The organism is Uliginosibacterium silvisoli, assembly GCF_036017035.1.
GTDB classification, from domain to species: Bacteria; Pseudomonadota; Gammaproteobacteria; order Burkholderiales; family Rhodocyclaceae; genus Viridibacterium; species Viridibacterium silvisoli.
The window spans coordinates 1751846-1778831 of the sequence record NZ_JAYXHS010000001.1 but is presented as its reverse complement, the minus strand read 5'-3'; the positions used below and the strand labels follow the sequence as shown (position 1 = coordinate 1778831).

The 26986-nt window shown below is 61.2% G+C and carries 23 protein-coding genes, 2 tRNA genes and 1 pseudogene; 7 read left to right on the top strand and 19 right to left on the bottom strand.

The window, feature by feature from the left end:
* Positions 1 to 15: 15 nt before the first annotated feature.
* From VVD49_RS08060 to VVD49_RS08020, 9 genes are all read right to left on the bottom strand, one after another.
* Positions 16 to 1467, bottom strand: coding sequence for a DUF1254 domain-containing protein (locus tag VVD49_RS08060; RefSeq protein WP_327598621.1), 1452 nt, complete (start codon positions 1465 to 1467; stop codon positions 16 to 18).
* A 113-nt stretch (positions 1468 to 1580) separates the two neighbouring features.
* The gene (locus VVD49_RS08055; protein ID WP_327598620.1) at positions 1581 to 2345 is read right to left on the bottom strand and encodes a transporter; all 765 of its coding nucleotides are present in this window, start codon (positions 2343 to 2345) and stop codon (positions 1581 to 1583) included.
* A 136-nt stretch (positions 2346 to 2481) separates the two neighbouring features.
* Positions 2482 to 5082, bottom strand: coding sequence for a fused MFS/spermidine synthase (locus tag VVD49_RS08050; RefSeq protein ID WP_327598619.1), 2601 nt, complete (start codon positions 5080 to 5082; stop codon positions 2482 to 2484).
* 112 nt (positions 5083 to 5194) lie between these two features.
* Positions 5195 to 6817, bottom strand: coding sequence for an arylsulfatase (locus VVD49_RS08045; RefSeq protein ID WP_327598618.1), 1623 nt, complete (start codon positions 6815 to 6817; stop codon positions 5195 to 5197).
* Positions 6818 to 6902: 85 nt separating this feature from the next.
* Positions 6903 to 7868 (bottom strand): HAD family hydrolase, encoded by a 966-nt coding sequence (locus VVD49_RS08040; RefSeq protein WP_327598617.1) that lies wholly within the window; start codon positions 7866 to 7868, stop codon positions 6903 to 6905.
* Between the two features lie 262 nt (positions 7869 to 8130).
* Positions 8131 to 8808 carry a response regulator transcription factor gene (locus tag VVD49_RS08035; protein WP_327598616.1) on the bottom strand — a complete coding sequence of 226 codons (678 nt, stop codon included), beginning with the start codon at positions 8806 to 8808 and terminating at the stop codon, positions 8131 to 8133.
* Positions 8805 to 9707, bottom strand: a complete 903-nt coding sequence (locus tag VVD49_RS08030) for a sensor histidine kinase (protein WP_327598615.1) — start codon at positions 9705 to 9707, stop codon at positions 8805 to 8807. The genes VVD49_RS08035 and VVD49_RS08030 overlap by 4 nt, the downstream gene beginning before the upstream one ends.
* A 606-nt stretch (positions 9708 to 10313) precedes the next feature.
* A tRNA-Met gene (locus tag VVD49_RS08025) sits at positions 10314 to 10390 on the bottom strand.
* 75 nt (positions 10391 to 10465) lie between these two features.
* Positions 10466 to 10541: transfer RNA gene (locus VVD49_RS08020), tRNA-Thr, on the bottom strand.
* Positions 10542 to 10670: 129 nt separating this feature from the next.
* Between VVD49_RS08020 and VVD49_RS08015 the strand changes: the two genes are divergently transcribed.
* The 3 genes from VVD49_RS08015 (at position 10671) to VVD49_RS08005 (ending at position 14781) form a co-directional block, all read left to right on the top strand.
* Positions 10671 to 12200 carry a hybrid sensor histidine kinase/response regulator gene (locus VVD49_RS08015; protein WP_327598614.1) on the top strand — a complete coding sequence of 510 codons (1530 nt, stop codon included), beginning with the start codon at positions 10671 to 10673 and terminating at the stop codon, positions 12198 to 12200.
* Between the two features lie 23 nt (positions 12201 to 12223).
* Positions 12224 to 12865: a response regulator transcription factor gene (locus VVD49_RS08010; protein ID WP_327598613.1), complete on the top strand. Its 642-nt coding sequence runs from the start codon at positions 12224 to 12226 to the stop codon at positions 12863 to 12865.
* 86 nt (positions 12866 to 12951) lie between these two features.
* On the top strand, positions 12952 to 14781 hold the full coding sequence (locus VVD49_RS08005) for a GGDEF domain-containing protein (protein ID WP_327598612.1): 1830 nt from the start codon (positions 12952 to 12954) through the stop codon (positions 14779 to 14781).
* Here the strand turns inward: VVD49_RS08005 and VVD49_RS08000 are convergent, their stop codons facing one another.
* The 4 genes from VVD49_RS08000 to VVD49_RS07985 form a co-directional block, all read right to left on the bottom strand.
* Positions 14782 to 15093, bottom strand: a complete 312-nt coding sequence (locus tag VVD49_RS08000; protein WP_327598611.1) for a DUF167 domain-containing protein — start codon at positions 15091 to 15093, stop codon at positions 14782 to 14784.
* Positions 15090 to 15629 (bottom strand): YggT family protein, encoded by a 540-nt coding sequence (locus tag VVD49_RS07995; protein ID WP_327598610.1) that lies wholly within the window; start codon positions 15627 to 15629, stop codon positions 15090 to 15092. Before VVD49_RS07995 ends, VVD49_RS08000 begins: the two co-directional genes overlap by 4 nt.
* Positions 15630 to 15698: 69 nt before the next feature.
* Positions 15699 to 16511, bottom strand: a complete 813-nt coding sequence (gene proC, locus VVD49_RS07990; RefSeq protein WP_327598609.1) for a pyrroline-5-carboxylate reductase — start codon at positions 16509 to 16511, stop codon at positions 15699 to 15701.
* Between the two features lie 100 nt (positions 16512 to 16611).
* Positions 16612 to 17334, bottom strand: coding sequence for a YggS family pyridoxal phosphate-dependent enzyme (locus VVD49_RS07985; RefSeq protein ID WP_327598956.1), 723 nt, complete (start codon positions 17332 to 17334; stop codon positions 16612 to 16614).
* 130 nt (positions 17335 to 17464) lie between these two features.
* On the opposite strand from VVD49_RS07985, the gene VVD49_RS07980 reads away from it, so the two are divergent.
* A complete protein-coding gene (locus VVD49_RS07980) occupies positions 17465 to 18511 on the top strand; it encodes a type IV pilus twitching motility protein PilT (protein ID WP_327598608.1) in 1047 nt (348 codons plus the stop codon).
* A 93-nt stretch (positions 18512 to 18604) separates the two neighbouring features.
* The gene (locus VVD49_RS07975; RefSeq protein WP_327598607.1) at positions 18605 to 19738 is read left to right on the top strand and encodes a PilT/PilU family type 4a pilus ATPase; all 1134 of its coding nucleotides are present in this window, start codon (positions 18605 to 18607) and stop codon (positions 19736 to 19738) included.
* Positions 19739 to 19807: 69 nt separating this feature from the next.
* Here the strand turns inward: VVD49_RS07975 and VVD49_RS07970 are convergent, their stop codons facing one another.
* The 3 genes from VVD49_RS07970 to VVD49_RS07960 are packed head-to-tail and all read right to left on the bottom strand — an operon-like array spanning position 19808 to position 22323.
* Positions 19808 to 20959 (bottom strand): THUMP domain-containing class I SAM-dependent RNA methyltransferase, encoded by a 1152-nt coding sequence (locus VVD49_RS07970; protein ID WP_327598606.1) that lies wholly within the window; start codon positions 20957 to 20959, stop codon positions 19808 to 19810.
* A gap of 10 nt (positions 20960 to 20969) precedes the next feature.
* Positions 20970 to 21413, bottom strand: a complete 444-nt coding sequence (locus tag VVD49_RS07965) for a CopD family protein (protein ID WP_327598605.1) — start codon at positions 21411 to 21413, stop codon at positions 20970 to 20972.
* A gap of 7 nt (positions 21414 to 21420) precedes the next feature.
* The gene (locus VVD49_RS07960) at positions 21421 to 22323 is read right to left on the bottom strand and encodes an NAD-dependent epimerase/dehydratase family protein (RefSeq protein WP_327598604.1); all 903 of its coding nucleotides are present in this window, start codon (positions 22321 to 22323) and stop codon (positions 21421 to 21423) included.
* A 30-nt stretch (positions 22324 to 22353) separates the two neighbouring features.
* Between VVD49_RS07960 and VVD49_RS07955 the strand changes: the two genes are divergently transcribed.
* Both VVD49_RS07955 and VVD49_RS07950 read left to right on the top strand, forming a co-directional pair.
* Positions 22354 to 23379, top strand: a complete 1026-nt coding sequence (locus VVD49_RS07955) for a CDP-6-deoxy-delta-3,4-glucoseen reductase (RefSeq protein WP_327598603.1) — start codon at positions 22354 to 22356, stop codon at positions 23377 to 23379.
* Between the two features lie 157 nt (positions 23380 to 23536).
* Positions 23537 to 24676, top strand: coding sequence for an EAL and HDOD domain-containing protein (locus tag VVD49_RS07950; protein WP_327598602.1), 1140 nt, complete (start codon positions 23537 to 23539; stop codon positions 24674 to 24676).
* 45 nt (positions 24677 to 24721) lie between these two features.
* Here VVD49_RS07950 and VVD49_RS07945 read toward each other — a convergent pair whose 3' ends face one another.
* From VVD49_RS07945 to VVD49_RS07935, 3 genes and pseudogenes are all read right to left on the bottom strand, one after another.
* Positions 24722 to 25087: a DUF2237 family protein gene (locus VVD49_RS07945; protein ID WP_327598601.1), complete on the bottom strand. Its 366-nt coding sequence runs from the start codon at positions 25085 to 25087 to the stop codon at positions 24722 to 24724.
* A 10-nt stretch (positions 25088 to 25097) separates the two neighbouring features.
* A complete protein-coding gene (locus VVD49_RS07940) occupies positions 25098 to 26543 on the bottom strand; it encodes a mannose-1-phosphate guanylyltransferase/mannose-6-phosphate isomerase (protein ID WP_327598600.1) in 1446 nt (481 codons plus the stop codon).
* A 59-nt stretch (positions 26544 to 26602) separates the two neighbouring features.
* A pseudogene (locus VVD49_RS07935) lies at positions 26603 to 26986 on the bottom strand (UDP-glucose 4-epimerase); the annotation flags it as partial.

Below are 26986 nucleotides of genomic sequence, written 5' to 3'. Positions count from 1 at the left end.
GGGGCAATGACTTGTCTACTTCACAGCCTCGACTTGCGGAAACTTGTAGCTGCCATCGAATACTGCAGGCTTGGGCTGGTAGATCCGCATCAGGAGATAAAAGGCCCCCTTGGGCGCAGGCAGCCAGTTCGTCTTGTCGCCTGACGCCGGCTGCTTGGCCGAGATGCTGATGGCGACGCTGCCGTCGGCGCCGCGCACGAGGCCGGGAGTGTCATTGCCGATCTTGTAGCGCTTGATCGGATTGCTCACCAGCATCTTGGTCTTGGCGTCATACATCGTCAGTGACCAGAAGGCATCGTTGGGCGGCTCAGGAGAAAACTTGACGGTATAGGTGCCGGCGCCTGTCAGCGGCTTGCCGGCGCTATCCGTGTAGCGGATCGGATAGACCGCCTCTTTCTCGCCCTGCCCGCCGAGATAAGGACCTGCGACCAGCGCACGCAGGGGATAGTTGAAACCGAAGTCATCCAGGCCACGCACGTAGTCCCAACCCTCGCGCCTGACGGAAGACGTCACGATGCCGGAGACAGCCACCAGCGGCCCGTCCTGGATGGCGCGCTTCAAGCCTTTGCGCTGCGCGTCGTTGAGCTTCGAGGGATCGAAGCCCTGTGCCGTGAGTCCGATGCGCTCGAACTGCGCCGCCAGCGCCTTGTCTGCAGGCTTGATGGTGTTGGCCTTCAACGCGGCACCGAGGTGCGTATAGAAACCGAGAGGATCCTTGCCGATGTCAGGCAAGGCGGGCAGCGTCGCGGCGGGCGTCTTCCAGTTCGCGTTGCCCAGGGCGGACAAGGGTCGCAGATCGAAGCCGTCCTGCAGGGCGTGGACCTTGGCGATATCTTCGTCGGCCGATACGCGGATACGGCCCCACAACCAGACCTTGCTGGTCGTCACGTCCAGACGTTTCACATCGGCCGGCAACTTGCCGTTCCAGCCCGGCGGCACGATTGCGAATTTGCCGGCCTTGGTGCCCGTCACGCGTCGGCCGATGTACTGCTCGAGCTCCTGCCACATGTTGAACAAGTCCACCACGTAGTAGCGGTCGTTCGTGTCGGGCACCGTCAGCACATAGGGCTCTTTCGACAGGTCGACGACTGCGCTCAGGTAGGCCGTGTCGTTGTTTGCCGTTGGCATATCCAGCGCAGCAGGCGTTGCCAGCTCGCGCGCCCAGCCGATCTGGTTCAGCGGTGCTCGGTAACTGGTCGCTGGCTTCGGATTGGGCACGTCGGTGTACTCACGCGCCACGCGCTCCATCCGCACGAGCGGATAGCCCCAGACGTAGGCCGACACGCCGAGGGTGTAGGCGTCGGTCTCCTGCCCCTTGGCGATGTTCTCCGGCGTGCCCGGCGTGCTCACCAGCGCATCCGGCCAGTCTGCAGCGATTGAGCACAAAGAAAATGACGTGGCCAACACACCGAGGCCTGACCAACGGCAGGTTCTACCAATGGAAGTCCAGAGACTCGAGCTACGCATTGCATCCTCCTGACAACAAGACTGATTTACCGCCAGGGACATCACAGATGTCCTTCACCCATTTCGTAATCGACCAAGCCATCCTGACTGCTCAGGCAGCGCGGTGCGGTGCCTCACTTCGGGAAGAGAAAGGTCACCACGAATCGCAGACCCCAGCCGTGCGCTCCGCTGTCGGGGCTGTCGGCCCAGTAACGCACGCCGCCGGTGAAGCTCACCGGCAGGTCACCGAGCTTGGTGAGCTTCGCCAGTGTCAGGTTGAGCGGCACGCCCCACTCCTTCCCTTTCCAGTCATACGTCGACTCGGTATTCAGCGCGAGCGTCCACGCATCTTTCGTCGTGTAGGCCAGAAAGGGCTGCAGGAAGGTGCTGCTCAGGCTGGAGCGCTGGTCATCGCCTGCGACGGACCAGATGTGGTTCGCAAGTGCGCCATAGGTCCACGGCCCGTCCTGCTTGAGCAACACGAGGGTCGGCCCGAGCCCCCACTTGCGCGCACTCAGCTTGTCATCGCTGCCGCTCGGCACGTACACCACCGGCCCCGCGCCCCATATCAAGCCACTCGCCGTGGGCTTGGCGGGTGAGAAGAAGAAGCTCTGCGTGATATCGCCGATGCCGGTCTGCGTACCCGAGCCCGGCGAGATCTCCTTCTGGCTGATCACGGGCAGGATGGTGCGGGAGATGAGCACCCAGTCCGCATCGAGCGTGAAAGGTGCGACGGGCTGGATATTCAGCGTGGATTTCTCGCCATCGCGAGCGGAGCCGATCTTCTGGTCGTAGTTGTACTGCAGCGGCACACTGATCATCGCCGCCACGGGATTGGAGAGTTTCTTGGCCAGCTCTTCGTTGCTCTGGGCGAATACCGCAGGCGAAAGCGCGAGCATCAGGGTTGTGACTGCGCAATGCCGAATGCAACCCACATATCTGCCAACATGATTTCTCACTTCAGTTCTCCTGCACCATACGGTTTCAGGCAGACACGTATTTGCCGCCCGGTCCTCATGTTTCGTTTCCATGGTTTCAGGGCGCACCTGCGACCCAGCGGTAATATGCGTTCGAACCATCCCGCCGCATGACGTACTGCAGGGACTGTAGCCAGTTGTTGCGGTCACCCGCGTAGGCATAGAGCCCCGCCTCATAGAAGACCAACAGGTTGTCGCGCTCGCGTTCGATCGCCTTGCGCAACGCATCGTCAGCACCCAGCAGCGGCACGGGCGCTTGTAGTGCGATGAGTTTGGGCAGCACCTTGGCGATCTCTTTCGGACGCACCCACGCGGCATACTCGATGCGCGGGCGATCATCGGTTACCGGCTGCGCATCGCCTGCATAGCGCACCAGCCCGGCACGATCCGTCACCCAGGTGGCGAGCAGCGCTGCCGGCGACACAACACCGACCTCGCGCAACACACTGGACACCTCCGGCTGCGCGAAGCGCTCGGCGATACGCTGCGCGTCGAGCTGGATGGGTTGCATCGAACCCACCAGCAACATCTCGTGCAGCTCGGTCGTCCACAGCGACGCATGCGGATACACGTCGAGGAAGCTGCGCACGAGGCTGCGCGAGTCCTCATCGTTCTGCGTCGGCAAGGGCAGCCACTGCGCGACGATGCCGTTCACGTTCAGGCGCGAACCGGCCAGGCGATAGAAGTCGCTCGAGTAGAGATTCGCAACGCCCGCAGCCGAGGGCGGTGGCGGCTCGAGGGTGATGAGGTCGTAGCGCTCGGCGCTTGCCAACAATTCTCGGCGGCCGTCGCGCAAGCGGATGTCCATGCGCGCATCGCTCGCCACTTTCTGGTTGCCGTCGAAGTTCGGCACCGCGCGCAACACCGCCGGCAGCAGTTCCGCGACGACCCGCTTCTCGAGACCCGGATAGCTCAGCAGCGCGCCAGCGGTGATCCCCGTACCCAGCCCCACGACCAGCGCCGACTTCGGCTCGCCGTTGTGGATGATCAGCGGCAACAGGGCCTGCAAGCGCATGTAACGCTGCGAGGTCATCGCGTCGCCCGAGTTGGAGACGCCGTTGATGTAGAGGCGCTGGAAGTTGTTGGAGCCCGTGTGTTGCGACACCACGGCCACCGTGCCGCCCCGACTTTCTTCGTAGAAACTCAGCATGCCACCGCGCGATTGAGCGAGCAGTTCGGCGAGGTGATTGGCAGGCGTCATCACAGCCACGACGACTGCAAACGCGCCGACCGCCAGCGTCGCAAAGCGCAGACGATGCCTCTTGGTCATGGTCGGCACCACTGCGAACGCACCAACCACCACCGCGCCGAGTGCCAGCAGCGCCAGCGTGTGGATGAGCCCCAGCCACGGCACCAGCACAAAGCCGACCAGCAAGCTGCCGACGATACCGCCCAGCGTATTGCAGGCCAGCAGGCGACCCGTATCACGCCCCGCATGTCCGGCATCTGCAGCAAGGCGCAATGCCGCAGGGAAAGCCGCCCCCAGCAGCAAGGTGGGCGCGAACACGACGAACAGCGCCGCCACCGCAAAGCGTGCGCTCATGGAGGCAAGTGCGTTGCCTGTGCCGGCAAACGCCATATCAGCCGCATGGCTTTGCGCAACAGCGAGCCAGCGCCCGGTGCCCGCGAGACACACCAGCGCGAGCAAGCCGGCACCTGCGATCAACAAGCCGAAAGCGCCCCAGGCATCCTTGATGCGATCCGCGTATCGCGAATACAACGCACTACCCAGCGCGAGGCCGGCGAGATAGGTTGCCAGCACGACCGAAAACGCGAACGCGCGTGTGCTCATGAACTGCACGATGGCCTGCGACCACACCACTTCGTAGCCCAGCGCAATGCCGCCAGCCACGGCGTAGAGCGCCAGCGCACGCCTTGCGGAAGCGGAAGCCACGGATGACTGTGCAATGCCCTCCCCCGCATTTTTCGCCACGGGCTCTGCGACGGTCTCAGAGGCGGACATCTCCTTGACGGAGATGGCCAGCGCACACAAAGCCACAGCGAGATTGATGCCCGCCGCGACGAAAGCTGCGCCGGTCAGGCCCAGCGCGGGAATCAGCAGGAAGGACGCCAGCAGCGCGCCAACGATTGCGCCAGCCGTATTCGCTGCATACAGACGGCCACCGCCCCGGCTCACCTCTGCGCCACGTGGCGCGACTGCGCGCAACACGGCGGGCAAGGTGCCGCCCATCAAGGCGGCCGGCAAACCGACAATGAAGAACAGTACGAGCCAGGCCAGCACGCCGGCCTGCGCTTCGAGTGCCACGAATGGCGCAGCGGCGCGCCCGAGCAAGAGCGTCGCACTCAGTGCCAGCACGGCCACACCCGCTTCGAGCAGGGCGAAGAGACGCATCGGACGCGGGCTCGCATCGGCTCTCGCGCCCCACCACCACGCACCGAAACCCAGCCCTGCGAAGAAGGCCGCGATGGCAACGCTGATGGCATGCACCTCGACGCCGACCACCAGCGAAAGTTGTTTGATCCAGAGAACCTGGTAGATCAGTGAAGCGGCCCCCGATCCAGCCAGTAAGACGAGGGGAACGCTGGCGAGCAACATGTGCGCGGGATGACGCACTTTCACGTGCTGCGCATTGCTGGCGTCAGCAGGCAAGGACGAGCGCAATGATTCGTTGCCGATGACGGAGCTGGAAGAACTCAAGGCGACCTTTCTGATGCGGCATGGTCATGGCGACGGCGCACCCTCGGAACGGTGCGCCGTGCATCCGGCTCGGGTCGCGATGATCGTGCGGCAGCATCACGACCCGGCTCCATCATTTACCTGCTGGCTTCATCTTCTCTGCCACCTGACGCTTTATGTTTGCTTCGATCTGATCGATCGTGAAACTCGCCGGAATCTGGCTAGGTGGGTAGTCAATGAAAGTCTGCAGGAAGGCTCCGGCCCGACGTTGCGCATCGATGAACAGATACGGGTTCTCGGTCTCAAGCGCGTGGTACAGATTGGTCGGACCCGTGTCGGCACGCTCGTAAGGATCCATCCGGAGGTTGAAGTACTTCGGCGCGCGCGTGCACGTGAAGGGCTCCTTCCAGATCTCCATGCCACCGGGCGCCCGTTGTTCGCAGAAGACGATCTTCCACGCCGTCGGCGTCGTTGCGCCTTGCGTCAGGATGTCATAGCGCATGGCAACGAGGTCGGCGTCATCATTGAAGTAGTAGAACTCGTTACGCGCGCTCTTCTCGGTTTTTCCGGTGAGCAGATCGAGCTGGTTGTAACCGTCGAGGTGAACCTTCGCCGACGTACCACCAAGACTCGTGCCTTTCAGCAAACGATCCTTGACCGTTGTGTCACCTGCGGCAGCAAGCAAGGTCGGGAACCAGTCGAGCCCGGAGAACAGGCCGTTCGTGACCTCACCGGGCTTGATTTTTCCAGGCCAGCGCACCATCGCCGGCACGCGGAAGGCGCCTTCCCAGTTGGAGTCCTTCTCGCTACGGAATGGCGTGTTGGCTGCATCTGGCCACGAGAAGAAATTTGGTCCGTTGTCGGTGGTGAAGAGGACGATGGTGTCATTGGCGATACCCGCATCATCAACGGCCTTCAGCAACTTGCCGACGTTTTGGTCCATCTCCCACATACCGTCCGCGTATTCGTGGCCCAGGCCCAGTCCTGCCTTGCCTCGATACTCGGGGCGCACATGCGTATACATGTGCATCCGCGTGAAATTCATCCATACGAAGAAAGGCTTCTTGGCCTGAGCCTGTTTCTGGATGTAGGAAATCGCGGCACCGGTCGTCTCATCGTCGATCGTTTCCATGCGCTTCTTGTTCAGCGGACCGGTGTCCTCGACCTTGCCATCAGCATACGAATGCAGCACGCCGCGCGGGTTATAGAACTTGAGAAATTCAGGATTGTCCTTGGGCCAGTAAGCACGCTCAGGCTCTTCTTCCGCATTCAGGTGATAGAGATTGCCGAAGAACTCATCGAAGCCATGCTTGGTGGGCAAGAACTTGTCCTGGTCACCGAGGTGATTCTTGCCGAACTGGGCGGTTGCATAACCAAGCGGCTTGAGTGCCTGTGCAATCGTGACATCCCGATCCTGCAAGCCAACCGGAGCACCGGGCAGGCCGACCTTGGAGAGGCCGGTGCGGAACACCGACTGACCGGTAATGAAAGTCGAGCGCCCCGCCGTGCAACTATTCTCCGCGTAGTAGTCGGTGAACAGCATGCCCTCCTTGGCGATACGATCGATATTGGGCGTCTTGTAGCCGACAATGCCACGTGTGTAGGCACTGACATTGGACTGACCCACGTCATCGCCAAAAATGACGAGGATGTTGGGCTTTGACTGCGCCGCGGCGGGCGCCGAGAAACCGATACTTGCCACCAGCGGTACCGCCAGCGCGAGCAAGCCGCGTTTCAACTTGAAACCGACTGACATGACGATCTCCTTCAGATTGCCGCGCGAGCGGCGATTGCACAGACGCACTGCGATTGCAGTCCGCCAACTTCAAGAATCGCCGGCATCACGGGTAGATCCGCTTCCAGTCCCTCTTCATGCTGACCACCGTCCAGCCGTCGCTCTGCGCCTGGTCGAGCGCTTTGTCGAGCTTGCCGATGGAGGATTGACGGTCGTATGCGAATTCGCGCTCTGCATCGTCGTGATGGACGATCAGCGCGAGACCGCCACCCGGCCTTGCTGCGACGGTCTGCAACATCTGCAGGTCACCGTCGGAATTGCCGAAGGCTATGAGCGGCCAGCGGCCGATGTTGCGGTAGATGCCGACGGGTTTGCCGGGGCCGTCGTCGACGAAGTCGATCTTGGCGTCACGCACGAGCGTGGGCTTGCCATCACGCAGTTCGAACTTGATGAGCTGGCTGGAGCCAACCACTTGCTCTGGAGGAATGCCGTACACCTTCTCCGCCCACGGACGCATGAATTCGATGGTGCCGCCAGAGACGATGTAGGTCTTGAAGCCGTTGGCACGCAGGTAGGCGAGGAGTTCGAGTTGCGGCTTGAAGACCAGCTCCGTATAGGGCTTCTTGAATTTCGGATGGCGTGCCGTGGCGATCCAGTCACGGATGGTCTTGTCATACTCAGCGACGGTCATGCCACTATTGGCCACGGCCATGAGCTGGAGCAGCTCTTTCTGGTGCTGGGCAATCAAGGCATGGTCGCCACTCTGCAAGGCCTTGAAGGCCGGGTTGTCTTTCCATTCCGGATGTTGCGGCGCCGCCGCCTTCACCTGATCCAGCAGGAAGATGAACTGGAAATAGAGTGGCTGTTCGCTCCACAGCGTGCCGTCGTTGTCGAACACCGCGATGCGTTCAGCAGGCGCCACGTAACGAGGACTTCCCTTGTGGGTGACCTCGCCAACGAACTTCACGATGGCCTGCTTGGCAGGCCCGGCCGTCCAGGAAGGCAGCGCGTCATTCGCAGCCCACACAGCCGATGCGCAACCGAGCAGGACGCACGAGAACGCAAGACCCATTAATTTCCGGATTTCTTTCACCGCACTCTCCACGCACGTCAGCACGCGCCAAGAGTACGCGTGCGGCAGAGCGCGTGCATTGGCCCCAGGTGCTGGTGCATCTGCACTTTGGTGCAAGTGCACCGGGCGCGGAGAGGCAGGCGAACGACATCAGGCAGCGCGCCTTTTGCGCAGCCCGTAACCGCCACGACAAGGAGTCGTCAATCAGGTGGGGGGTTGCGATGCGCCGGACGACCGTCCGGCGCGGCCCGAACACGGGCTCTTACAGGGGCTGCGCGCTACCACGCAGCCGATCCGTCATGCGGACCAGATCCAGCACCGTTCGCGCCTGCATCTTCTCGAGAAGATGGGCGCGATGCGCCTTCACCGTGCGTTCAGCAATATTGAGCGTCAGTGCAATGTCGCGATTCAGATTTCCCTCTACCGCCAGGGTCAGTACCGCGCGCTCACGCTCGCTGAGGGCGTCGTAACGCGTGCGCAAATCGCGCAGGCTCTTGCGTTCGTCGCGCCTGGTCTGGTCCCTGAGCAAGGCGTTGCGCACGCTGTCGACCAGCACAACGCCTTCGACCGGTTTGCTGAAGAAATCCACGGCGCCAAGCTTCATCGCGGTCGCCACACTGAGCACGTCGGACTGCCCCGACAGGAAGATGACCGGCGGCGGCTCGGGCCAACGCGACAGAACCTGTTGCAGCTCGAGACCGGTGGCGTCCGGCAAAGCCATGTCGAGGACAAAGCAACCCGGTGCGTCCAGCCCTTCGAGCAAGACTTCGGCCACCGAGCTATAGGAACGCACCTCGAAGCCCTGCGCGCGCAACAAGCGATGCAAGGCAATGCAGTAGGCACGATCATCGTCGACCACCCGCACGACCGGGACCCCGGGGCGACAAACAGCGCGCGACGTCAGCTCGGGATAATCAATACCGGGTAGTGATGTATTCATGCGAGCGCTCCTTTGCATTCAACAACCTTGCTGGTGTTAGCGGACTCTTCGGGCTCGGGCAAAGCCTTCAGTACGAAGCCTGCGACAACTCCTCCGCCTTGTCGATCAGCCAGCGTGATACTGCCATCATGACGCTCCATGATGCTGCGACTGATCGTCAAGCCGAGACCCAGCCCCCCGGGCTTGGTCGTGAAAAAAGATTCGAAGATGCGGCCGCGATGCTCCTCGACGATGCCATGGCCACGATCCAACACTTCACAATGCATTGCCCCGTTCAGCACGCGCGTACGCAGGATCATTTCCCTGTTCGGCGCAGGGGTATCCTTCATCGCGTCGAGTGCATTCAGCAACAGGTTCATGAGCACTTGCTGCAACTGGGTACGATCGCCGCACACCAGGACAGATGTGTCCGCGTACTCCACGCATAGCCGGGCATTGGCACGGCGGATTGCTCCCTGCACGAACAACAGGGTCTCGGCCACCAGCTCGTTGAGCGACAGCGGCGACATCTTCTGCTCGCTCTTGGTCAGCAGGGCACGGATCTGCCGGACGATCTTGCTTGCACGCAGATCGTCGGCTCGTATGTCATACAGGATGTGGCGCAGCTCTTCGGTCTGCAGCGGCTTCTGGCTCAGCAGCACATCCGCCGCCTCGGCATTGCTGAGGATGGCACCAAGAGGCTGGCTGATTTCGTGTGCGATGGAGCCCGTCAACTCACCTACCGTGACAAGGCGCGTGGAATGCGCGAGATCTTCGCGGCGCAGCGCAGCCAGATGCTGGGCAGCAATGCGCTTGTGCCGCTCATCCAGCCAGAGCCCGAGGAACAACAGACTCGGCGCCAGCCCGACGACCAGCACCCCGACACTGCTGCCGGGAATGCCTGCAAGAAAATCAACCACGTAATCTGGCACCCACACCTCGCAGCATCACGTCTGGTCACCGGCACACCCAGCAACATATAACTGGATTCGATCGAAATTCAGTGTGGATACGCGAAGCGCCCACGCAAGCGTACAGAGAGACTAGATCAAAGCGCAGGAAGTTTCCGAACAATTCCGTTTATGCGGGGTCGGGAACGATAGTTGCGCGATGACTCCAGCAATCCGCCGCCATCCGCGTCGATGACGACAGCAAACACTATTCAGAATGTCTGACTGGAAACTTACATAATCCCGCGTCTCAGGCCGTGGTTATAGACCAGCTCTATGACAATCCGACGACCGTCGTCATGCCTGCCGAAAAACCGATGGCATGGTCGCCCATCGTCGACCCACGGGACGAAACCATCCGCATAACTCACGTTTATGGATTTCCCGGAGAGGTAGCGCCGCCTGGGCCATGAACTGCAATGAATACGAAGCCTGATCACGACAAGGCCTTGCACCTTGCCGCTGTTCTTGCCGATTGAAGCAGCGTTTGAACGCTGCGCTCAGCTCCGACACACACAAGAAAGCAAAAGACAAAACAAAAAGGGCTTGGCGCATTCGCCAAGCCCTTGTTGTATTTGGTTGCGGGGACAGGATTTGAACCTGTGACCTTCGGGTTATGAGCCCGACGAGCTGCCAGACTGCTCCACCCCGCGTCAGAGAGGCAAAACTATAGAGCTTATTGATTTACTTGTCAAGATTATCTGCAGATCGCAGACAACAGAATGAGGTGGTGCCGCTTGTCGGATTCGAACTGACGACCTACCGCTTACAAGGCGGTTGCTCTACCAACTGAGCTAAAGCGGCAACTCGGCGCGCATTATACGGGAAGGAAATGTTTCCGGCACAAGCTACATGCGCTCGCACGACATGCGCTCGTACAATTTCCGGCCAGACTAGTCGTGCTATCTTCAAACGAGTCACAGCGGAGGTTTCATGCATTCAGGCCCGGGTACGGCAGCACTCAAGATCTTGTTCATTGAAAACAGCGACGCCGAAGTCGCGCGTCTGCGTGGCCACCTTGAAAACCTGGGCTACGCCATTGAGGGCCGACGGGTGTCTGACGAGCAGTCAGTAACCAGCGCCCTGACCGGGGAGATCTGGGACGTCGTCATTGCGGACTTCAGCGTGCCCGACTGTTCCGTGCTTGCGGCGCTCGAATTGTTGCAGCGGAGCGCGCGCGACATTCCGTTCATTGCTGTTTCGAACCAGCTCGATGAAGTCGCAGCCTGCCAGGCCATGCAGGCAGGCGCACAGGACTGTCTTGATTTCAGCCGGCTGGGCCGCCTCGCCCCTGTTATCGAGCGCGAACGACGCGAGGCGTGCATGCGCCGCGAGCGCCGCGCGGCGCTGGATGCAATGCGAGTGAACGATGAGCGCTTCCGCGCGTTGGCGACGAACGTGCCGGGCATGCTGTTCCAGATGCAGGTTACCCCCGAGGGGATGCCGCACTTCCTGTACGTCAGTGAGGCCAGCCAGATGCTGCTGGGCATGAGCGCAGAGACGCTGCTCTCTCACGACAACCCGCTGGTTGGCGTGATCGTGCCGGAAGATCGGGAGGATTTTTTCAGCGCACTCGCCATGTCCAGCGAGCGCCACGCGACCTTGAACTGGGAGGGCCGTGTGCTGCCGTCCGGCGCCGACATCAAATGGATCAATCTACGCTGTTCGCCGCGGGAGCTGGAGAACGGCACTCATATCTGGGAAGGCGTGATGTGGAACATCACGCAGAGCAAGCTGGCTGAAGCCGAGCTGCGCACCTCCCGCGAACAGCTCGCCGAGCTTTCCAACCACCTGCAGCGCGCCAAGGAAGAGGAGCGGGACCGCATCGCACGCGACATCCATGACGTGCTCGGCGGCACGCTGGTCGGCATCAAGATCTCCACTTCGTTGCTGGCAGGCAAGATGGATACGGGCTCGCCTCAGCTCGAACGCTTGCGGCAGATCGAAACCATGCTCGACGACGCGATCACGACGACTGGCCGCGTTGCCCGCGAGCTCAGGCCGGGCATCCTCAAGGAGTTCGGCCTCGCCGCCGCTGTGGAGAGCCATGCCGAGGACTTCCAGCACCGCACCGGCATTCCCTGCGAGGTGCTGTGTGCAGACCACGACATCGAGACCTCCGAAGACGCATCGATTGCCCTGTTCCGCACCTATCAGGAAGCGCTCACCAATATCAGCAAGCATGCGGGTGCCGAACACGTCGAGGTGCGCCTGATGCAGGAAGGCGACGAGATCGTGCTGGAGGTCAGCGACAACGGCCGCGGCATGAAGAGTGCCGATTTGCGCAAGCCGAAGTCCTTTGGCCTGCGCAGCATTCGCGAACGCCTCGACAGCCTCGGTGGCACCATGATCATCCACCCACGCAATCCGCAGGGCACGACCGTCGTCCTGCGCGTTCCACTGCACCCCGTGCGCGCTGAAATGGGCCGGGAGACCGCCGCTTTTTCGGCTGGACAGGCATGAGCACCGCAGATAGATTCGCCACCATGAGCCAGAAGATTCGCGTCCTGATTGCCGACGACCACGCCATCATCCGCCAGGGACTGAAACAGATCCTCTCCGACACCGAGGATCTGGAGGTCGTTGCCGAGGCGGATGGAGGAGTCAAGGCCCTGCAAGTACTGCGCAACACGCAGTGCGATGTCGTGCTCATGGACGTCTCGATGCCCGACCGTAACGGGATCGACACCCTCAAGCTGGTCAAGAAGGAATTCCCGCGCCTGCCTGTGCTGATCCTCTCCATGCATCCGGAAGAGCAATACGCCGTGCGTGCCTTGCGCGCCGGTGCCGCGGGCTATCTTTCCAAGCAAGGCGCGCCTGAGCAACTGGTCACAGCCATCCGCCAGGTTGCTGCCGGCAAGAAGTACGTGAGTGCGGCCGTCGCCGAAGAGCTGGCCAATGCGATCGGCGAAGACATCGAGCGCCCACCACATGAAAAGCTGTCGGATCGTGAATACCAGACGCTGTGCATGATCTCGTCGGGCAAGACACTCACGCAGATTGCCGAGCAGCTGAATCTGAGCGTGAAAACGGTCAGCGTCTACCGCGCCCGCCTGCTGGAAAAAATGAAGCTGCGCAATAACGCGGAGTTGACCCACTACGGCCTGAAGCATGGGCTGGTCGAGTGAATCAGAGCTGCGCATCGCTTAGCTCGGGCGCAACCCGACGGCCACAAACCGTCGCATGACAACAGAGATTCGGGGCGTTTACTAGCATGGCAGAATTCGGCACACCTTCTGAAATTGCACGGGAAGTGCTGCGTCGCCTCGCTACCCAGCGCAAACCGCCGACGCCCGACAATTACCGCGAGTTGTACCAGCAGATCTCGGGGACCAATATCGACGAGGTATTTCCCGAGCGTCAGTTCAAGATGGTTGCAGCGGCCCTGCCCCGCTCCACGCCCGAACAACTCAAGGCCACGCGCCGCTTCGAATCAGCCATCGCAGAACGCAGCTGGCAGCCATTCAAGACCCAGCTGATTGCCCTGCTGACCGAAAAAGCCCCCGAGTCCCCCGGCTGGGGTGCGCTGGTGCGTGATCTGGTCACGCAGTACGAGCGCCCCACTGCCGGCATGAGCAGCCAGGCCAAGCTGGAAGCGTTAACGCACGTCCTGGATGCCAGCAGCACCAGCGAGGCCAGCGTGCTGTTCGGCCGCCTGCAAGGCATGGTGCGTGGCTGGTCGCAAGGAGATACGGCGGAAAAAAGCGGCATCGAGGTCAAAAGCACCGACCTGCCACTTGCAACGGAACAATCCGGCACCCAAGCTGCAGCATCGGCAGCAACGCCTGCGGCAGCCACACCTTCAATCAGCACGCAGACTGCCATTGCGCCACGCGGCAGCCTGGCCGACGCGCCCGAGGCATGGAGGGTGCTCGTCGGCCAGACGCTGGAAAACGCCATCGGCATACTCCTGATCGACACGCCGGAGCTGGTCCAGCAAGCCACCATCCTGTCGAAGGCCTTGCGCAACCCCGAGACGCTGGACATCACCCAATTCGAGGCTCAGTTGCAGGAGTTCTCCTACAAGGTGCAGTGGGTCGTACAGGACCAGAGCTACATCCGCCAGGCGCTGATGAATCTGCTGCAGCTCATCATCGAGAACATCAGCGAGCTGGCCATCGACGACAAGTGGATGCAGGGCCAGATGTCGATGGTGCTCGACCTGTTCTCGCGCCCGCTCGACAAGAAGGTCCTCGACGAACTGCGCGAGCGCCTGCGTGATGTCATCTTCAAACAGGGGACACTCAAGCGCAGCCTGTCCGATGCTCACGACAAGTTGCGCGACATGCTGGCGCACTTCATTGACCGCCTCAGCGAACTTGCGGAGTCCACCGGCACGTACCACTCCAAGATCGAGGTATTCGCGGCACGCGTCGGCAGCGCCAGCAGCCTCTCCGAGTTGTCGGGCCTGGTCGACGAAGTCCTGAATGAAACGCGCATGATCGAGAGCCGCACACGTCGTTCGCAAGACGAATTGTCGTCGCTGCGCTCCACTGTCGATCAGGCCTACAAGGAAATCGCCCGCCTCGAAGACGAGTTGCAGCAGGCCAGCGAACTGGTGCGTCACGACCCGCTCACGGGCACCCTCAACCGCAAGGGGCTGGAAGAAATCCTCGGGCGCGAAATGGCGCGCCAGCAACGCCGCAATTCGCGCCTGTGCATCGCGCTGCTCGATGTCGACAACTTCAAGTCGCTCAACGATACCTATGGTCACGCCACGGGCGACGACGCGCTGCGCCACCTCGCGCAGGTGATCCGCGAGACGCTGCGCCCGCAGGACTCATGCGGTCGCTATGGTGGCGAGGAATTCCTCATCCTGTTGCCGGATACGACAGTCGAGGAATCCGTCGTGGCGCTGACACGCCTGCAACGGGAACTCACGAAGCGCTTTTTCCTGCACGAGAACAAGAAATTGCTGATCACCTTCAGCGCCGGCGTGACGGAGCTCGTGAAAGGCGAAGACCCGGATGTCGCGACGGACCGGGCAGACAAAGCGATGTACCGCGCCAAGCGCGCTGGCAAGAACCGCGTCGAATCGAGCTGATCAAGCCTTGCCTGGCGGCTCGGCCTCTGCCTCAAGCTTCGCCAGTGCGGCCTCGCCCGCTCCCTGCACCCACAGGATCTTGTGCCGCGAACTCTCGCCACTCAGGATGCTGATGGCAACCTTCGGCACACTCAGATAAGTCGCCAGAAAGTTCGTCAGTACCGCATTGGCCTTGCCATCGATCGGCGGTGCTGCAAGGCGGATCTTCAACGCCTCACCATAGAGACCGGCAAACTCGGTGCGCTTTGCACCCGGCTGTGCGTGCAAGGTCAATGTGACCGTGCCGTCACTGGCGCGTCGCAACCAGTTCATGCAATGGCGATAAGCAGCAGCTGCACGACGACCAGCAACACGAACGGCGACAGATCAACGTTCGCCACCGGCGGCACGATGCGACGGATCGGATCCAGGAACGGCCGCGTCAGCATGTTCAGGACTGGCGCCATCGGCGCGCGTGGATTTACCCACGAAATGGCCGCGCCGATGATCACCACGAACATCAGCAGATAGAGCGCGGAGCGCAGCAGCTCCAGCGCGCCAATGCCGAGCGCGCGCACCAGCACCGCCACCGGATCGTTGAAACCAAAGCCATTGATCGCGGAAATCAATAACACCAGCACGACCTGCAACAGCCATGCAGGCACCAGCGACGACAGGTCGAGACGCCCCACGCTCGGCAGCACGCGCTGCATCGGGACCACCGCCCAATTGGTCGTGACCAGGACGAACTGACCAATCTGATTGACGAAGGAAATCCGCATCCAGCGCATGGCAGTACGCACCAGTAGCAACATGCAGAAGAAACCGATGACGGTTTGCAGCAGGAAAACAATCATTTGGATGAGCATATGGGCGCCGTCTTGATCAATGCATTTCGGGTATTGGTACTCGCTGCCGGATTCGCCAGCAAACGACGTTCAGTCCTGGCCCAACTCGTTACCCAGCTCCCCGCCACGCAATGCGGCAGCACGCGTCGCACGCGCAATCAGGTCGGGGAGCGCATCAGCAGCCATGCTCTGCAGCGCCGCTGCAGTGGTGCCGCCCTTCGATGTAACACGCTCACGCAATACGCTGGCAGGCTCGTCGCTCTGCACCGCTAGGGTCGCTGCGCCGATGAAAGTCTCCAGCGCCAGCGCGCGTGAAGTCTCTGCCGCAAGCCCGAGTTTCTCGCCGGCGGCCTGCAGCGCTTCAATAAAGTAGAACACGTATGCCGGGCCACTACCGGAGATCGCCGTCACGGCATCCATCTGTGCCTCGCTGTCGAGCCAGACGCTCTTACCTACGGCGCGCATGATGCGATCGACCGCCTCACGACCTTCGGCCGCAACGCTCTCCTCCGCATACAGGCCGGTGATACCAAGGCCGATCAGCGCGGGCGTATTGGGCATGGCACGCACGAGCGTGGAATATCCACCCAGCCAGCGCGAGAGATCCTGCAAACGCAAGCCGGCCGCAATACTCACGACCAGTTGGCGAACCAGCTTGCCGGCAGCAGGCGCCAGCGCGGCACGCATCTGCTGGGGCTTCACGGCCAGCACCAGCACATCGCAATCGAGTGCCTGCGCGTCGAGCGTCTCTGTCGTGCGCACGCCGAAGCCAGTCTGCAAACGCTCGCGCCCAGCCGCGAACAGCTCGACCACCTGGATCTCATTGGCAGCAAAGCCCTGCTTCAGCATGCCGCCAATCAGTGCGGAGGCCATGTTGCCGCCGCCGAGGAATGTGATTTTCATTGCTCAGTAAGGAGTGAAGAGTGAGGCGTAAGGAGTTTCACAACCCCGCACGCCTGACGCCTCTCGCCGCTATGCGTCGCAGTTTGTCGCTGTTCGTTCTTCACGCCGCAGCCTGCGGCACGCCTCTCGCACCGAAAATCGCCGAGCCGATGCGCACCATCGTCGCGCCTTCGGCAATCGCCGTTTCGAGATCGTCCGACATGCCCATGGATAAAGTATCCATGCTCAGACCCAGCTCGGCATTCAGGGTTTCAAGCAAGTGGCGCAATTGCGCAAAACGCTGTGCCTGCAAGGTCACGTCTGGCGTCGGCTCCGGTATGCACATCAAACCACGCAGTTGCAGATGCGGCATGGCGGAGACCGCACGCGCCAGTGCAACGAGCTCTGCAGGTGCCACGCCACCCTTGCTCGCCTCGCCACTGACGTTCACTTGCAGGCAGACCTGCAAGAGCGCTTTCCCGGCACTGCGTTGTTCGGACAGGCGCTGCGCAATCTTCTCGCGATCGACGGTATGCACCCAGTCGAAATGCTCTGCGACCGGTCGAGTCTTGTTGCTCTGGAGCGGACCGATGAAGTGCCACTCCAGTGACAGGTCGCCCAGCTCGAGAATCTTGTCGACACCTTCCTGCACGTAGTTCTCGGCGAAGGCGCGCTGACCGGCAGCATGGGCTTCGCGTATTGCAGCGGCGGACTTGGTTTTGGACACGGCCAGCAACTTGACCGTGGGCACACCGTCGCCCAGTCCACGATTTTGCCCGCCCGCCCGCTCGGCGGCAGCGATACGGGTACGAACTGCTTGCAGGTTGGCGGCAATCGCCGTCATATAATCCACTCAACTTCCCAAGGATGCCGCCGAAAGTATAGCAGGGGGCTCCCGGTCGCCCGGCACGACGCCTGTAGTCGCTTAGTCAGCCCCTTACGCACTCATCAACCAGTCAGGATCGACGCACGCCATGGACATCACAGAACTGCTCGCCTTCTCCGTCAAGAACAAGGCTTCCGACCTGCACCTCTCGGCTGGCTTGCCACCGATGATCCGCGTCAATGGCGACGTGCGCCGCATCAACCTGCCTCCGCTGGAACACAAGGACGTGCATGCCATGGTGTATGACATCATGAATGACGGCCAGCGCAAGCAGTTCGAAGAATTCCTCGAGTGCGACTTCTCGTTTGCGGTGCCTAACCTGGCGCGCTTCCGCGTTAACGCCTTCAACCAGAACCGTGGCGCCGGTGCGGTATTCCGGACGATTCCTTCCAAAGTGCTGTCGCTGGATGACCTGAACTGTCCGCGCAGCTTCAAGGACATCGCCAGCCAGCCGCGCGGCATCGTACTCGTGACCGGTCCGACCGGCTCGGGCAAATCAACGACGTTGGCGGCGATGGTCGACTACCTCAATGAGAACGAGTATGGCCACATCCTCACCATCGAGGATCCGATCGAGTTCGTGCATGAATCGAAGCGCTGCCTGATGAACCAGCGCGAAGTATCACGGGACACCCTGTCCTTCTCCAACGCACTGCGCAGCGCATTGCGTGAAGACCCGGACATCATCCTCGTCGGCGAGTTGCGTGACCTGGAAACGATCCGCCTCGCGATGACCGCCGCCGAAACGGGTCACCTGGTGTTCGGCACCTTGCACACCTCATCGGCAGCCAAGACGGTCGACCGTATCGTCGACGTCTTCCCTGCCGAAGAAAAGGAAATGATGCGTGCGATGTTGTCGGAGTCGCTGCGCGCGGTGATCTCGCAAACCCTGCTCAAGACCAAGGACGGCCAGGGCCGTGTAGCCGCGCATGAAATCATGATCGGCACACCGGCCATTCGTAACCTGATCCGCGAGAACAAGGTGGCGCAGATGTATTCGTCGATCCAGACCGGCGGCCAGTACGGCATGCAGACTCTGGATCAGTGCCTGCAGGATCTGGTCAAGCGCAACCTGGTATCGCCCGCGGAAGCTCGCCCACGTGCCATGAACAAGGACCTGTTCCCCGGCGCTTGAGCGCTCTGCGCCGCGCGCTGGTCAGGCTCGCCCACTACTGCGGGCCTGCCAGCGCTATCATGATTCATTGAATCCGCTATCGGGGTTGGCACCATGGAACGCGATCAGGCCATCAAATTCATGCAGGACCTGCTCAAGCTCATGACGAGCAAGAAGGGTTCTGACCTTTTCATCACCGCCGGCTTTCCGCCCGCCATCAAGGTGGACGGCAAGATCGTGCCGCAGTCCAACCAGATCCTGAGCCCGCAGCATACGGCTGAGCTGGCACGCTCGATCATGAACGACCGGCAGGCTGCCGAGTTCGAGTCCACCAAGGAATGTAATTTCGCGATCTCGCCATCGGGCATCGGGCGTTTCCGCGTGAATGCCTTCGTGCAGCAAGGCAAGGTCGGCATCGTGGCGCGGACGATTGCACAGAAAATCCCGACCCTGCAGGAGCTGGGCGTGCCGCTCATCCTGCAGGATATCGGCATGACCAAACGCGGCCTGATCATCTTCGTCGGCGGCACCGGCACCGGCAAGACGACGACACTTGCCGCCATGGTCGACTACCGCAACGAGAACAGCTACGGCCACATCATCACGCTCGAAGATCCGATCGAATTCGTGCACGCCCACAAGAACTGCGTGGTCACGCAACGCGAGATCGGCCTGGATACGGATAGCTGGGAAGCAGGCCTCAAGAACACCCTGCGTCAGGCGCCAGATGTGATCCTGATGGGCGAAATCCGCGACCGCGAGTCAATGGATCACGCCATTGCCTTCGCCGAAACCGGCCACCTGTGTCTGGCCACCCTGCACGCCAATAGCGCCAACCAGGCGATTGACCGCATCATCAACTTCTTCCCTGAAGAGCGTCGCGCGCAACTCCTGATGGACTTGTCGCTGAACCTGCGCGCCATGGTGTCGCAGCGCCTCTTGCCGATGAAGGACCGGAAGGGCCGCGTTCCTGCGGTTGAGATCATGCTCAATTCGCCCTTGGTCTCCGACCTGATTTTCAAGGGCGAAGTCCATGAGCTGAAAGAAGTGATGAAGCGTTCGCGCGAGCTGGGCATGCAAACCTTCGACCAATCCTTGTTCGATCTTTTCGAAGCCGAGCTGATCAGCCTCGAAGACGCGCTGCGTAACGCCGACTCGGTGAACGATCTGCGGCTGCAGATCAAACTCAACAGCAAACACACCGACAAGGACTTCCTAGGCAACGTGCAAAACCTCGACATTGTCTGAAGAACACTGGAAACAAAAAAGGCCGCAAGAGCTCACTCCTGCGGCCTTTTTTCTGGTGTGGCTTTAGACCTACTTGAAGACCTCTCGAGCACTGCCCGCCAGCATCTTGTATTCATAGAGCCTGCAATCAAGATCGCCATTCATCAATGGCGTCTTCTTGCTGGCACGCAAACCGATCAGCTTGGCGAGCTGCGTATCTGCGGTAAGGAAGTAGCAATTCCAACCCGCAAAGCGCCGTTTCAGTACATCCCCCAGCTTCGGATACCACTCGGCCAACTCATCCCCGGTCGACAGACGCACGCCATAGGGCGGGTTGCTGACCCACGTTCCTTCGGCCGTCGGTGGCTCCAGATCGAGCACGTCATTGACCACCAGCTCTACCTGTTCCAGCAAACCTGCGGCCGCGAGATTCTCTTCGGTTGCGGCGATCTGATAGGGATCGATGTCAGCGCCGAATACCGGCAGCGAACGCACCGGCAAGCGTTGATTCAGCAAGGAGGTGTGCAGGCGCCGATACTCGCCCGCATCGAAATTGCGAAACTTCTCGAACGCAAAACCACGCCCCAGCCCGGGGGCAATGTTCAGCGTCATCTGGGCCGCCTCGACGAGAAAGGTGCCACTGCCGCACATGGGGTCAAGCAGGCTCTCGCCCGGCTGCCAACCACTCAAACGCAAGATGCCCGCAGCAAGATTTTCCTTGAGCGGTGCTTCGACCTTGGCGGGCTTGAAGCCGCGTTTGTAGAGCGGTTCGCCCGAGGTGTCGAGGTACAGCGTGCACATGTCTTCGGTCAGGAAAGCATGAATGCGCATGTCGGGCGCTTCGGTATCCACACTGGGCCGCTTGCCGACCACGGTACGGAAGTGATCGCACAGACCATCCTTCACCTTGAGCGTAGTGAAGTTCAGGCTCTTCAGCGGTGACTTGATGGCCGTCACGTAAACACGAATCGTCTGCTCGGGGCTGAACCATTTGGCCCAGGTCGTCGCATAGGCAAGCTTGTACACCTCGTCCTCACTGCGATAGCGCGTCATGCCGACGCGCCACAACACGCGCGTGGCGATGCGGCTTTCGAGATTGGTACGCCAGGCCAGCAACCAGTCGCCCTTGTACTGCACGCCACCATGCACGGTCTCGATATCGCTCGCACCAAAGCGCTTCAGCTCGTCGACGAGGAAGGACTCCAGGCTACGCGGACAGGGGGAGAAGAAGGTTTCACTCATGGATATGCAATCAGAATGGCTTGACGATCACAAGGATCAGGATCAGCAGCAACAAGGCTGCCGGTATCTCGTTGAACCAGCGATACCAGACATGGCTGCGCTTGTTACGGTTGTTCTGGAAGTCGCGTAGCAGCTTCTTGCAATAGCCGTCGTAACCAGTCAGCACCAGCACCAGGGCAAGCTTGGCATGCAGCCAGTGCTGCTGGAACCACACCGACATGCCCTCGGTGCCACTGCTGGCGATCATGGCGATGCCGAAAATCCAGGTGCCCAGCATCAGCGGAATCATGAAGCGCTTGAGGCGCACTGCCATGCCCAACAAGCGCGCTCTCTCGGCACCGCTCTCCGGGGAGATGCTGGCAAGGTTAACGAAGATTCGCGGCAAGTAGAACAAACCGGCAAACCAGCTGATGACGAAAAATACGTGAAGGGCTTTGAGCCACAGGAAAAGCATGGAAATCCTATCGGTCCGGATTGTGGGGGTTTGATATGCGCTGATCGCGAATCGCCTGCAAACCAACGAGCACTTGCGGCCACTGCAAACGCAACCGCAACTCCTTCTTCATGCGCGCGTTGTCGAGACGGCGGGACTCCGACATGAAGGTCATCATCATCGGCGACAGTCGCTGCGCACACTCTTCGCGCGACATGCGTGGCGGACGCGCGAGTCCGAAAACATCAGCCATGCCGTCGTAATAATCACCCATCTTCAACACAGCATCGTCGTTGATGTTATAGGCGCGCCCACCCTGCCCGCGCACGATGGCGCGTGTCAGCGCGTGTGCCAGATCGTCGGCGTGGATGTGATTGGTATACACGTCATCCGTCTGCTGCAGAACGGGGTCGCCACGCTTCAGGCGCTCCAGCGACAAACGCTCGGCAGCGTAGATGCCGGGCGCACGCAGGATGGCAAGTTGCAAACCGTTGCGCACCGCAAAACTCCGCAGGCGCCGCTCGGCCGCCACACGACGCCGCGCCCGCGCCGTCGCCGCCCTCAGCGGGCTGGCTTCGCTTACACGCCCACCACCGCAATCGCCATAGACGCCGCTCGTGCTGATATAGACCAGCCTGCGTGCTAGACTTTCGCCGCCTCCCAGCGCCGCCAGCAAGTTGCGCGTTCGGGGGTCGTCGTAGCCCTGATCGGGCGGCGGCGCGCTGTGCAACACGACATCTGCAATCCCGGCCAGCCGCCTGAGCGAGCGCAGGGAATCCAGATCCCCCGGTACGGGCGTAACGCCTCTTGCACGCAGGGCGGCGGCGGATTCAGGCCCACGCGCCAGCGCCAGCACGCGAAAACGCCGCGTCAGCCACGGCAGGGCGCGCTGCGCGACATCACCGCAGCCAACGATCAGAACGTTTTTCATTACCCGCATTCTCTCACGTCAGGTTTTTCCATGTCTTTCAAGGTCACGCTCCAACCCACCGGCCACCAGTTTCCGGCCGCCACCGACACCACCATCCTGCAAGCCGCGCTCGACGCCGAACTGGTCATCCCTTACGGCTGCAAGGACGGCGCCTGTGGCTCCTGCAAGGCCCGCGTGATCTCGGGCCAGATCGACCACGGCCGTTCGCCGCTCACGACGCTGTCGGCCGACGAGCGCGAGAAAGGCATGGGCCTGATGTGCTGCGCCCACCCCATGTCTGACGTCGAGGTGGAGTGCCGCGAAGTGCGGCGCACGACGGACATCCCGATCCGCAAGCTGCCTTGCCGCGTGCAGAGCCTGACCAAGGCTGCGGATGATGTGATGGTGCTCAGCGTCAAGCTACCCGCCAATGACCCGTTCCGCTTCATGGCAGGTCAATACATCGACTTCCTGCTGCCAGGCGGAAAGCGCCGTAGCTTCTCGATGGCCAATCCACCGCATCAGGCCGAGGCACTGGAGCTGCATATCCGCAACGTCGAAGGTGGATTCTTCACCAGCCAGGTGTTCTCGACGATGAAGGAGCGCGACATCCTGCGCATCGAAGGCCCGCTCGGTGGCTTCTACCTGCACGAAGGCGACAAGCCGATTATCTTCCTCGCGGGCGGCACGGGTTTCGCGCCGATCAAGAGCATCATCGAAGACATGGCCCAACGCGGCATCCGCCGCCCCGTGCATCTGTATTGGGGCTCCCGTGACCTCGCGGGGCTTTACCAACATGAACTGGCACAGGGCTGGGCACGCGAACTGGCCGACTTCAGCTACGTACCCGTGATTTCGGACGCGCAGCCAGAAGGCTGGACGGGCCGCACAGGCTTTGTCCATGAAGCGGTGATGGCCGACCACCCGGATCTGTCGGGGTTCGATGTGTATGCATGCGGTGCGCCGGCCATGATCGACGCGGCACGACGGGACTTCTCGCTACGTGGCAATCTGCACGCCGATGCATTTTTCGCTGATGCTTTTACTTTTTCCGCCGATAACACCCAAAGCACCTGATAAAGCGGGCTGCGCGAAGGACTGGCGTTGTGAGCCTGCTCGCCGTACTTGCGTACTGCTTGCGCAAACAGCCTGACCAGCCGTCTGCTCGCTCCGCTTTCTCAGGCACTTTTGGTTCATGCTTTGCAAAAGGCGTGAATTCATTCTGGAGAAACTGATGTCAGCTGGAGTGCTCATTACCCGCGAGCCCGTCGTAAACAAGCAACGCGCGATTACCGCCAACCGTCTGGTGTTTCACGCCCCCAGCGTGCCCGCCGCGGCCGCTGCGCTCAATAGCTTCAGTGAAGACTGGCCGACCGGCCATATGGTTTTCGTCAGCCTTGGCCGTCTCGTGCCGACCGCCGAACTGCAAGCCTGGCAAGCCCCACAGAACACTCTGGTCGAAATTCCCGCACCTGCCCTGCAATATCCACAGACGCAGGAGCTGATCAGTCAGCTGAATTCATCAGGCATGCCTTTGGCACTGACCTGGTACCAGCCTGGCGTACAGTGGCCGGCAAATGTCGATTGCCGTTTCGTCATGGCCGATGCAAACAAGCTGCCTAACCCGAACGGCGCGCCTGGTCTGGCCATGGCCTGGGGCCTGAAGGATGTTGCCGGTTTCCAGCAAGCCATTGCCAACGGCTACGACGGCGCGGCCGGCTGGTTCTTCCTCAATGGAGCCCCTCTCGCCAAGCAGATGTCCTCCTCGCACGCGGGCATCGTGCGCTTGCTCAACATGGTGCGTGACGAGGCCGAAGTCTCGCAGATCGAGGCAGCCCTGAAGCAGGACGTAACCTTGTCGTACAAGCTGCTCAAGTACATCAACTCGGCAGGCTTCGGGCTGATGGTGGAAGTGCAGTCCTTCCGCCATGCGGTCACCATCCTCGGCATGGACAAGTTGCACAAATGGCTTTCACTGCTGCTGGTGTCGGCCAGCAAGGATCCGATCGCTCCTGCCGTGATGCAGGCGTCGATCACGCGCGGCCATTTCATGGAAAAACTCGGCGCCCAGTTCTTCGCGAAAACCGAACTGGACAATCTGTTCATCACCGGCGCCTTTTCATTGCTCAACGTCTTGCTCGGCACCTCACTTGATGCGGTGCTGGAACAGATGAGCCTGCCCGCCGCCGTGGGCGACGCTTTGCTGCGCGGTGAGGGTGCCTATGCCCCGCTGCTGAAGCTGGCCATCGCCACCGAGAACTTCCTGCCTGATGCATTGCGCGCGCAGACGGAAGCCCTGGGACTGACCAATGAACAAGTCAGCAAGGCCTTGCTGGAATCGGTGTCGTTCGCGGATCGGCTCAATTTCGCCTGATCACCAAGTACTCAAGAAAAAACGGCGCCGCGGCGCCGTTTTACTTTAGCTCACTGCAAACTCACGCAGCAGATTCAGCGGGATGATCTCCAGCGCCGACTCATGCGTCGCCTCCAGCACAACAGCAGGCGCAACGCCGGCTTCGTGAGCCTCGAGCCAGCGCAAAGCGCACAGGCACCAGCGATCCCCTGCCTGCACACCACGAAAGCGGTACTCCGGTCGCGGCGTCGACAGGTCGTTGCCGGCCTTGGCACTGAACGCCAGGAACTCCGCGCTGGCCTTGATGCAGACAACATGCCGGCCCAGATCGGAAGCATCCGTCTCGCAACAACCGGTGCGGAAATAGCCCGTCAATGGCGCATAGCTGCATGCCATCAGCGGACTCCCCAGAACATTACGTGCATCACTCATACGACGTAGCTTACTTGGTACGCCCGTAAGTATCTTCAAAACGCACGATGTCGTCTTCGCCGAGATAGGACCCGGACTGCACTTCGATGATCTCGAGCGGCACCTTGCCAGGGTTGGCCAGGCGATGGGTCGTTCCCAACGGAATATAGGTGGACTGATTTTCGGAGAGCAGCAGGACCTGATCCCCGTTGGTCACTTCTGCTGTCCCGCTGACGACGATCCAGTGCTCGGCACGATGATGATGCATCTGCAGACTCAGCTTGGAGCCGGGATTGACGACGATGCGCTTGACCTGGAAGCGCTCACCCATATCGATGCTGTCGTACCAACCCCATGGGCGATAGACCTTGCGGTGGCTGGCTGCCAGCGTCTTGCCCTCACTCTTTATGCGCGTGACGATGGCTTTCACATCTTGCGCATGCGCCTTGTCAGCGACCATCACCGCATCAGGCGTTTCGACAACGATGACGTCCTTGATGCCCACCGTAGCCACCAGCCGGCTGCCAGCAAAAATCAGGCTGTCTTGCGTGTCATGCAGCATGACCTCGCCACGCGTCACATTGCCTTCGGCATCCTTGTCACTGACTTGCCAGAGCGCATCCCATGCGCCGACATCACTCCAGCCTGCGTCCAGAGGCACGACGATCGCAGCCCCGAGTTCAGGGTGGGCGCCGAGCTTCTCCATGACGGCATAGTCGATGGAGTCGGAAGGACATGCCGTAAACAAGGCCTTGTCGACACGAATGAAGTCCATGTCGCGCTGTGCTGCCGTAACGGCCTGCTCACACGCTGCCGCAATATCCGGCCTCAAGCTTGCCAGAGCCTTGAGCCAGATAGATGCCTTCATCATGAAGATGCCGCTGTTCCAGAGGTACTCGCCGGAGCTGACGTATTCTGCTGCGCGCTGTGCATTGGGCTTCTCGACAAAGGCGGCCAGTTGGCGCGCACTGTCGGCCCCCGCCACGGGCGCCCCGACGCGGATATAGCCGTAGCCCGTTTCAGCACGATCCGGCACGATACCAAAAGTCACCAACTCGCCCGCCTGCGCCTGCGCGTGCCCCTCCAGCATCGCCTTGCGAAACGCCGGAGCATCTGCCACCACGTGGTCGGCCGGCATCACCAACAACACCGGATCGGCCCCTTCCTGGGCCGCGACCAGAGCGGCAAGCTGCATGGCTGGCGCCGTATTGCGGCCGACCGGCTCAAGCACGATACGACGGCTGGGCTTGCCAATCTGACGCAACTGCTCGGCGATGATGAAGCGATGGTCTTCGTTGGTAACGACGATGGGCTCAGCGATATCCACACCAGCGATGCCATCAGCGCGTGTCGCGGTAATCTGAAGCAAGGTGTCCTGTGAGGTAAGCGGCAACAACTGCTTCGGGTAGTGCTCACGCGAGGCTGGCCACAGGCGTGTGCCGGAGCCTCCGGACAAGATGACGGGTTGCAGGGACATCAATAACTCCTGAATTGGCTTGTTGCAGAAATCGCGGCCGGAAAGGTACGGCTCATCGCTTATTCATATCCGTTGGGGTTGGCACTTTGCCAACGCCACGCATCAGCGCACATGTCCTCGATGCCGCGCTCGGCACGCCAACCCAGTTCTTCGCCAGCCAGCACCGTCTCGGCGTAGCACTGCGCGACATCGCCTGCACGGCGAGCGACGATCTGGTAGGGGACCGGACGGCCACTTGCCGCCTCGAAGGCCTTGACCACCTCCAGCACGGAGTAGCCACGGCCCGTACCGAGATTCACGGTCAGCACCCCCACACGCGCAGCAAGTCGCTTGACTGCCTGCACATGGCCAACGGCCAGGTCAACCACATGGATGTAGTCGCGTACGCCCGTACCATCGACCGTCGCATAGTCACCGCCAAACACGCTGAGTTTCTCGCGCTT

What these genes read in the sequence shown, in the direction of transcription:
- VVD49_RS08005 (WP_327598612.1), top strand. Translation starts at nt 12,952, where the DNA reads ATGGCAGAATTCGGCACACCTTCTGAAATTGCACGGGAAGTGCTGCGT.
- proC (WP_327598609.1), bottom strand. Translation starts at nt 16,511, where the DNA reads ATGAAAATCACATTCCTCGGCGGCGGCAACATGGCCTCCGCACTGATT.
- VVD49_RS07980 (WP_327598608.1), top strand. Translation starts at nt 17,465, where the DNA reads ATGGACATCACAGAACTGCTCGCCTTCTCCGTCAAGAACAAGGCTTCC.
- VVD49_RS07960 (WP_327598604.1), bottom strand. Translation starts at nt 22,323, where the DNA reads ATGAAAAACGTTCTGATCGTTGGCTGCGGTGATGTCGCGCAGCGCGCC.
- VVD49_RS07985 (WP_327598956.1), bottom strand. Translation starts at nt 17,334, where the DNA reads ATGACGGCGATTGCCGCCAACCTGCAAGCAGTTCGTACCCGTATCGCT.
- VVD49_RS07955 (WP_327598603.1), top strand. Translation starts at nt 22,354, where the DNA reads ATGTCTTTCAAGGTCACGCTCCAACCCACCGGCCACCAGTTTCCGGCC.
- VVD49_RS07975 (WP_327598607.1), top strand. Translation starts at nt 18,605, where the DNA reads ATGGAACGCGATCAGGCCATCAAATTCATGCAGGACCTGCTCAAGCTC.
- VVD49_RS08015 (WP_327598614.1), top strand. Translation starts at nt 10,671, where the DNA reads ATGCATTCAGGCCCGGGTACGGCAGCACTCAAGATCTTGTTCATTGAA.
- VVD49_RS07970 (WP_327598606.1), bottom strand. Translation starts at nt 20,959, where the DNA reads ATGAGTGAAACCTTCTTCTCCCCCTGTCCGCGTAGCCTGGAGTCCTTC.
- VVD49_RS08040 (WP_327598617.1), bottom strand. Translation starts at nt 7,868, where the DNA reads ATGGGTCTTGCGTTCTCGTGCGTCCTGCTCGGTTGCGCATCGGCTGTG.
- VVD49_RS07940 (WP_327598600.1), bottom strand. Translation starts at nt 26,543, where the DNA reads ATGTCCCTGCAACCCGTCATCTTGTCCGGAGGCTCCGGCACACGCCTG.
- VVD49_RS08055 (WP_327598620.1), bottom strand. Translation starts at nt 2,345, where the DNA reads ATGCTCGCGCTTTCGCCTGCGGTATTCGCCCAGAGCAACGAAGAGCTG.
- VVD49_RS07995 (WP_327598610.1), bottom strand. Translation starts at nt 15,629, where the DNA reads ATGCTCATCCAAATGATTGTTTTCCTGCTGCAAACCGTCATCGGTTTC.
- VVD49_RS08045 (WP_327598618.1), bottom strand. Translation starts at nt 6,817, where the DNA reads ATGTCAGTCGGTTTCAAGTTGAAACGCGGCTTGCTCGCGCTGGCGGTA.
- VVD49_RS08000 (WP_327598611.1), bottom strand. Translation starts at nt 15,093, where the DNA reads ATGAACTGGTTGCGACGCGCCAGTGACGGCACGGTCACATTGACCTTG.
- VVD49_RS08010 (WP_327598613.1), top strand. Translation starts at nt 12,224, where the DNA reads ATGAGCCAGAAGATTCGCGTCCTGATTGCCGACGACCACGCCATCATC.
- VVD49_RS07950 (WP_327598602.1), top strand. Translation starts at nt 23,537, where the DNA reads ATGTCAGCTGGAGTGCTCATTACCCGCGAGCCCGTCGTAAACAAGCAA.
- VVD49_RS07945 (WP_327598601.1), bottom strand. Translation starts at nt 25,087, where the DNA reads ATGAGTGATGCACGTAATGTTCTGGGGAGTCCGCTGATGGCATGCAGC.
- VVD49_RS08060 (WP_327598621.1), bottom strand. Translation starts at nt 1,467, where the DNA reads ATGCGTAGCTCGAGTCTCTGGACTTCCATTGGTAGAACCTGCCGTTGG.
- VVD49_RS07965 (WP_327598605.1), bottom strand. Translation starts at nt 21,413, where the DNA reads ATGCTTTTCCTGTGGCTCAAAGCCCTTCACGTATTTTTCGTCATCAGC.
- VVD49_RS08035 (WP_327598616.1), bottom strand. Translation starts at nt 8,808, where the DNA reads ATGAATACATCACTACCCGGTATTGATTATCCCGAGCTGACGTCGCGC.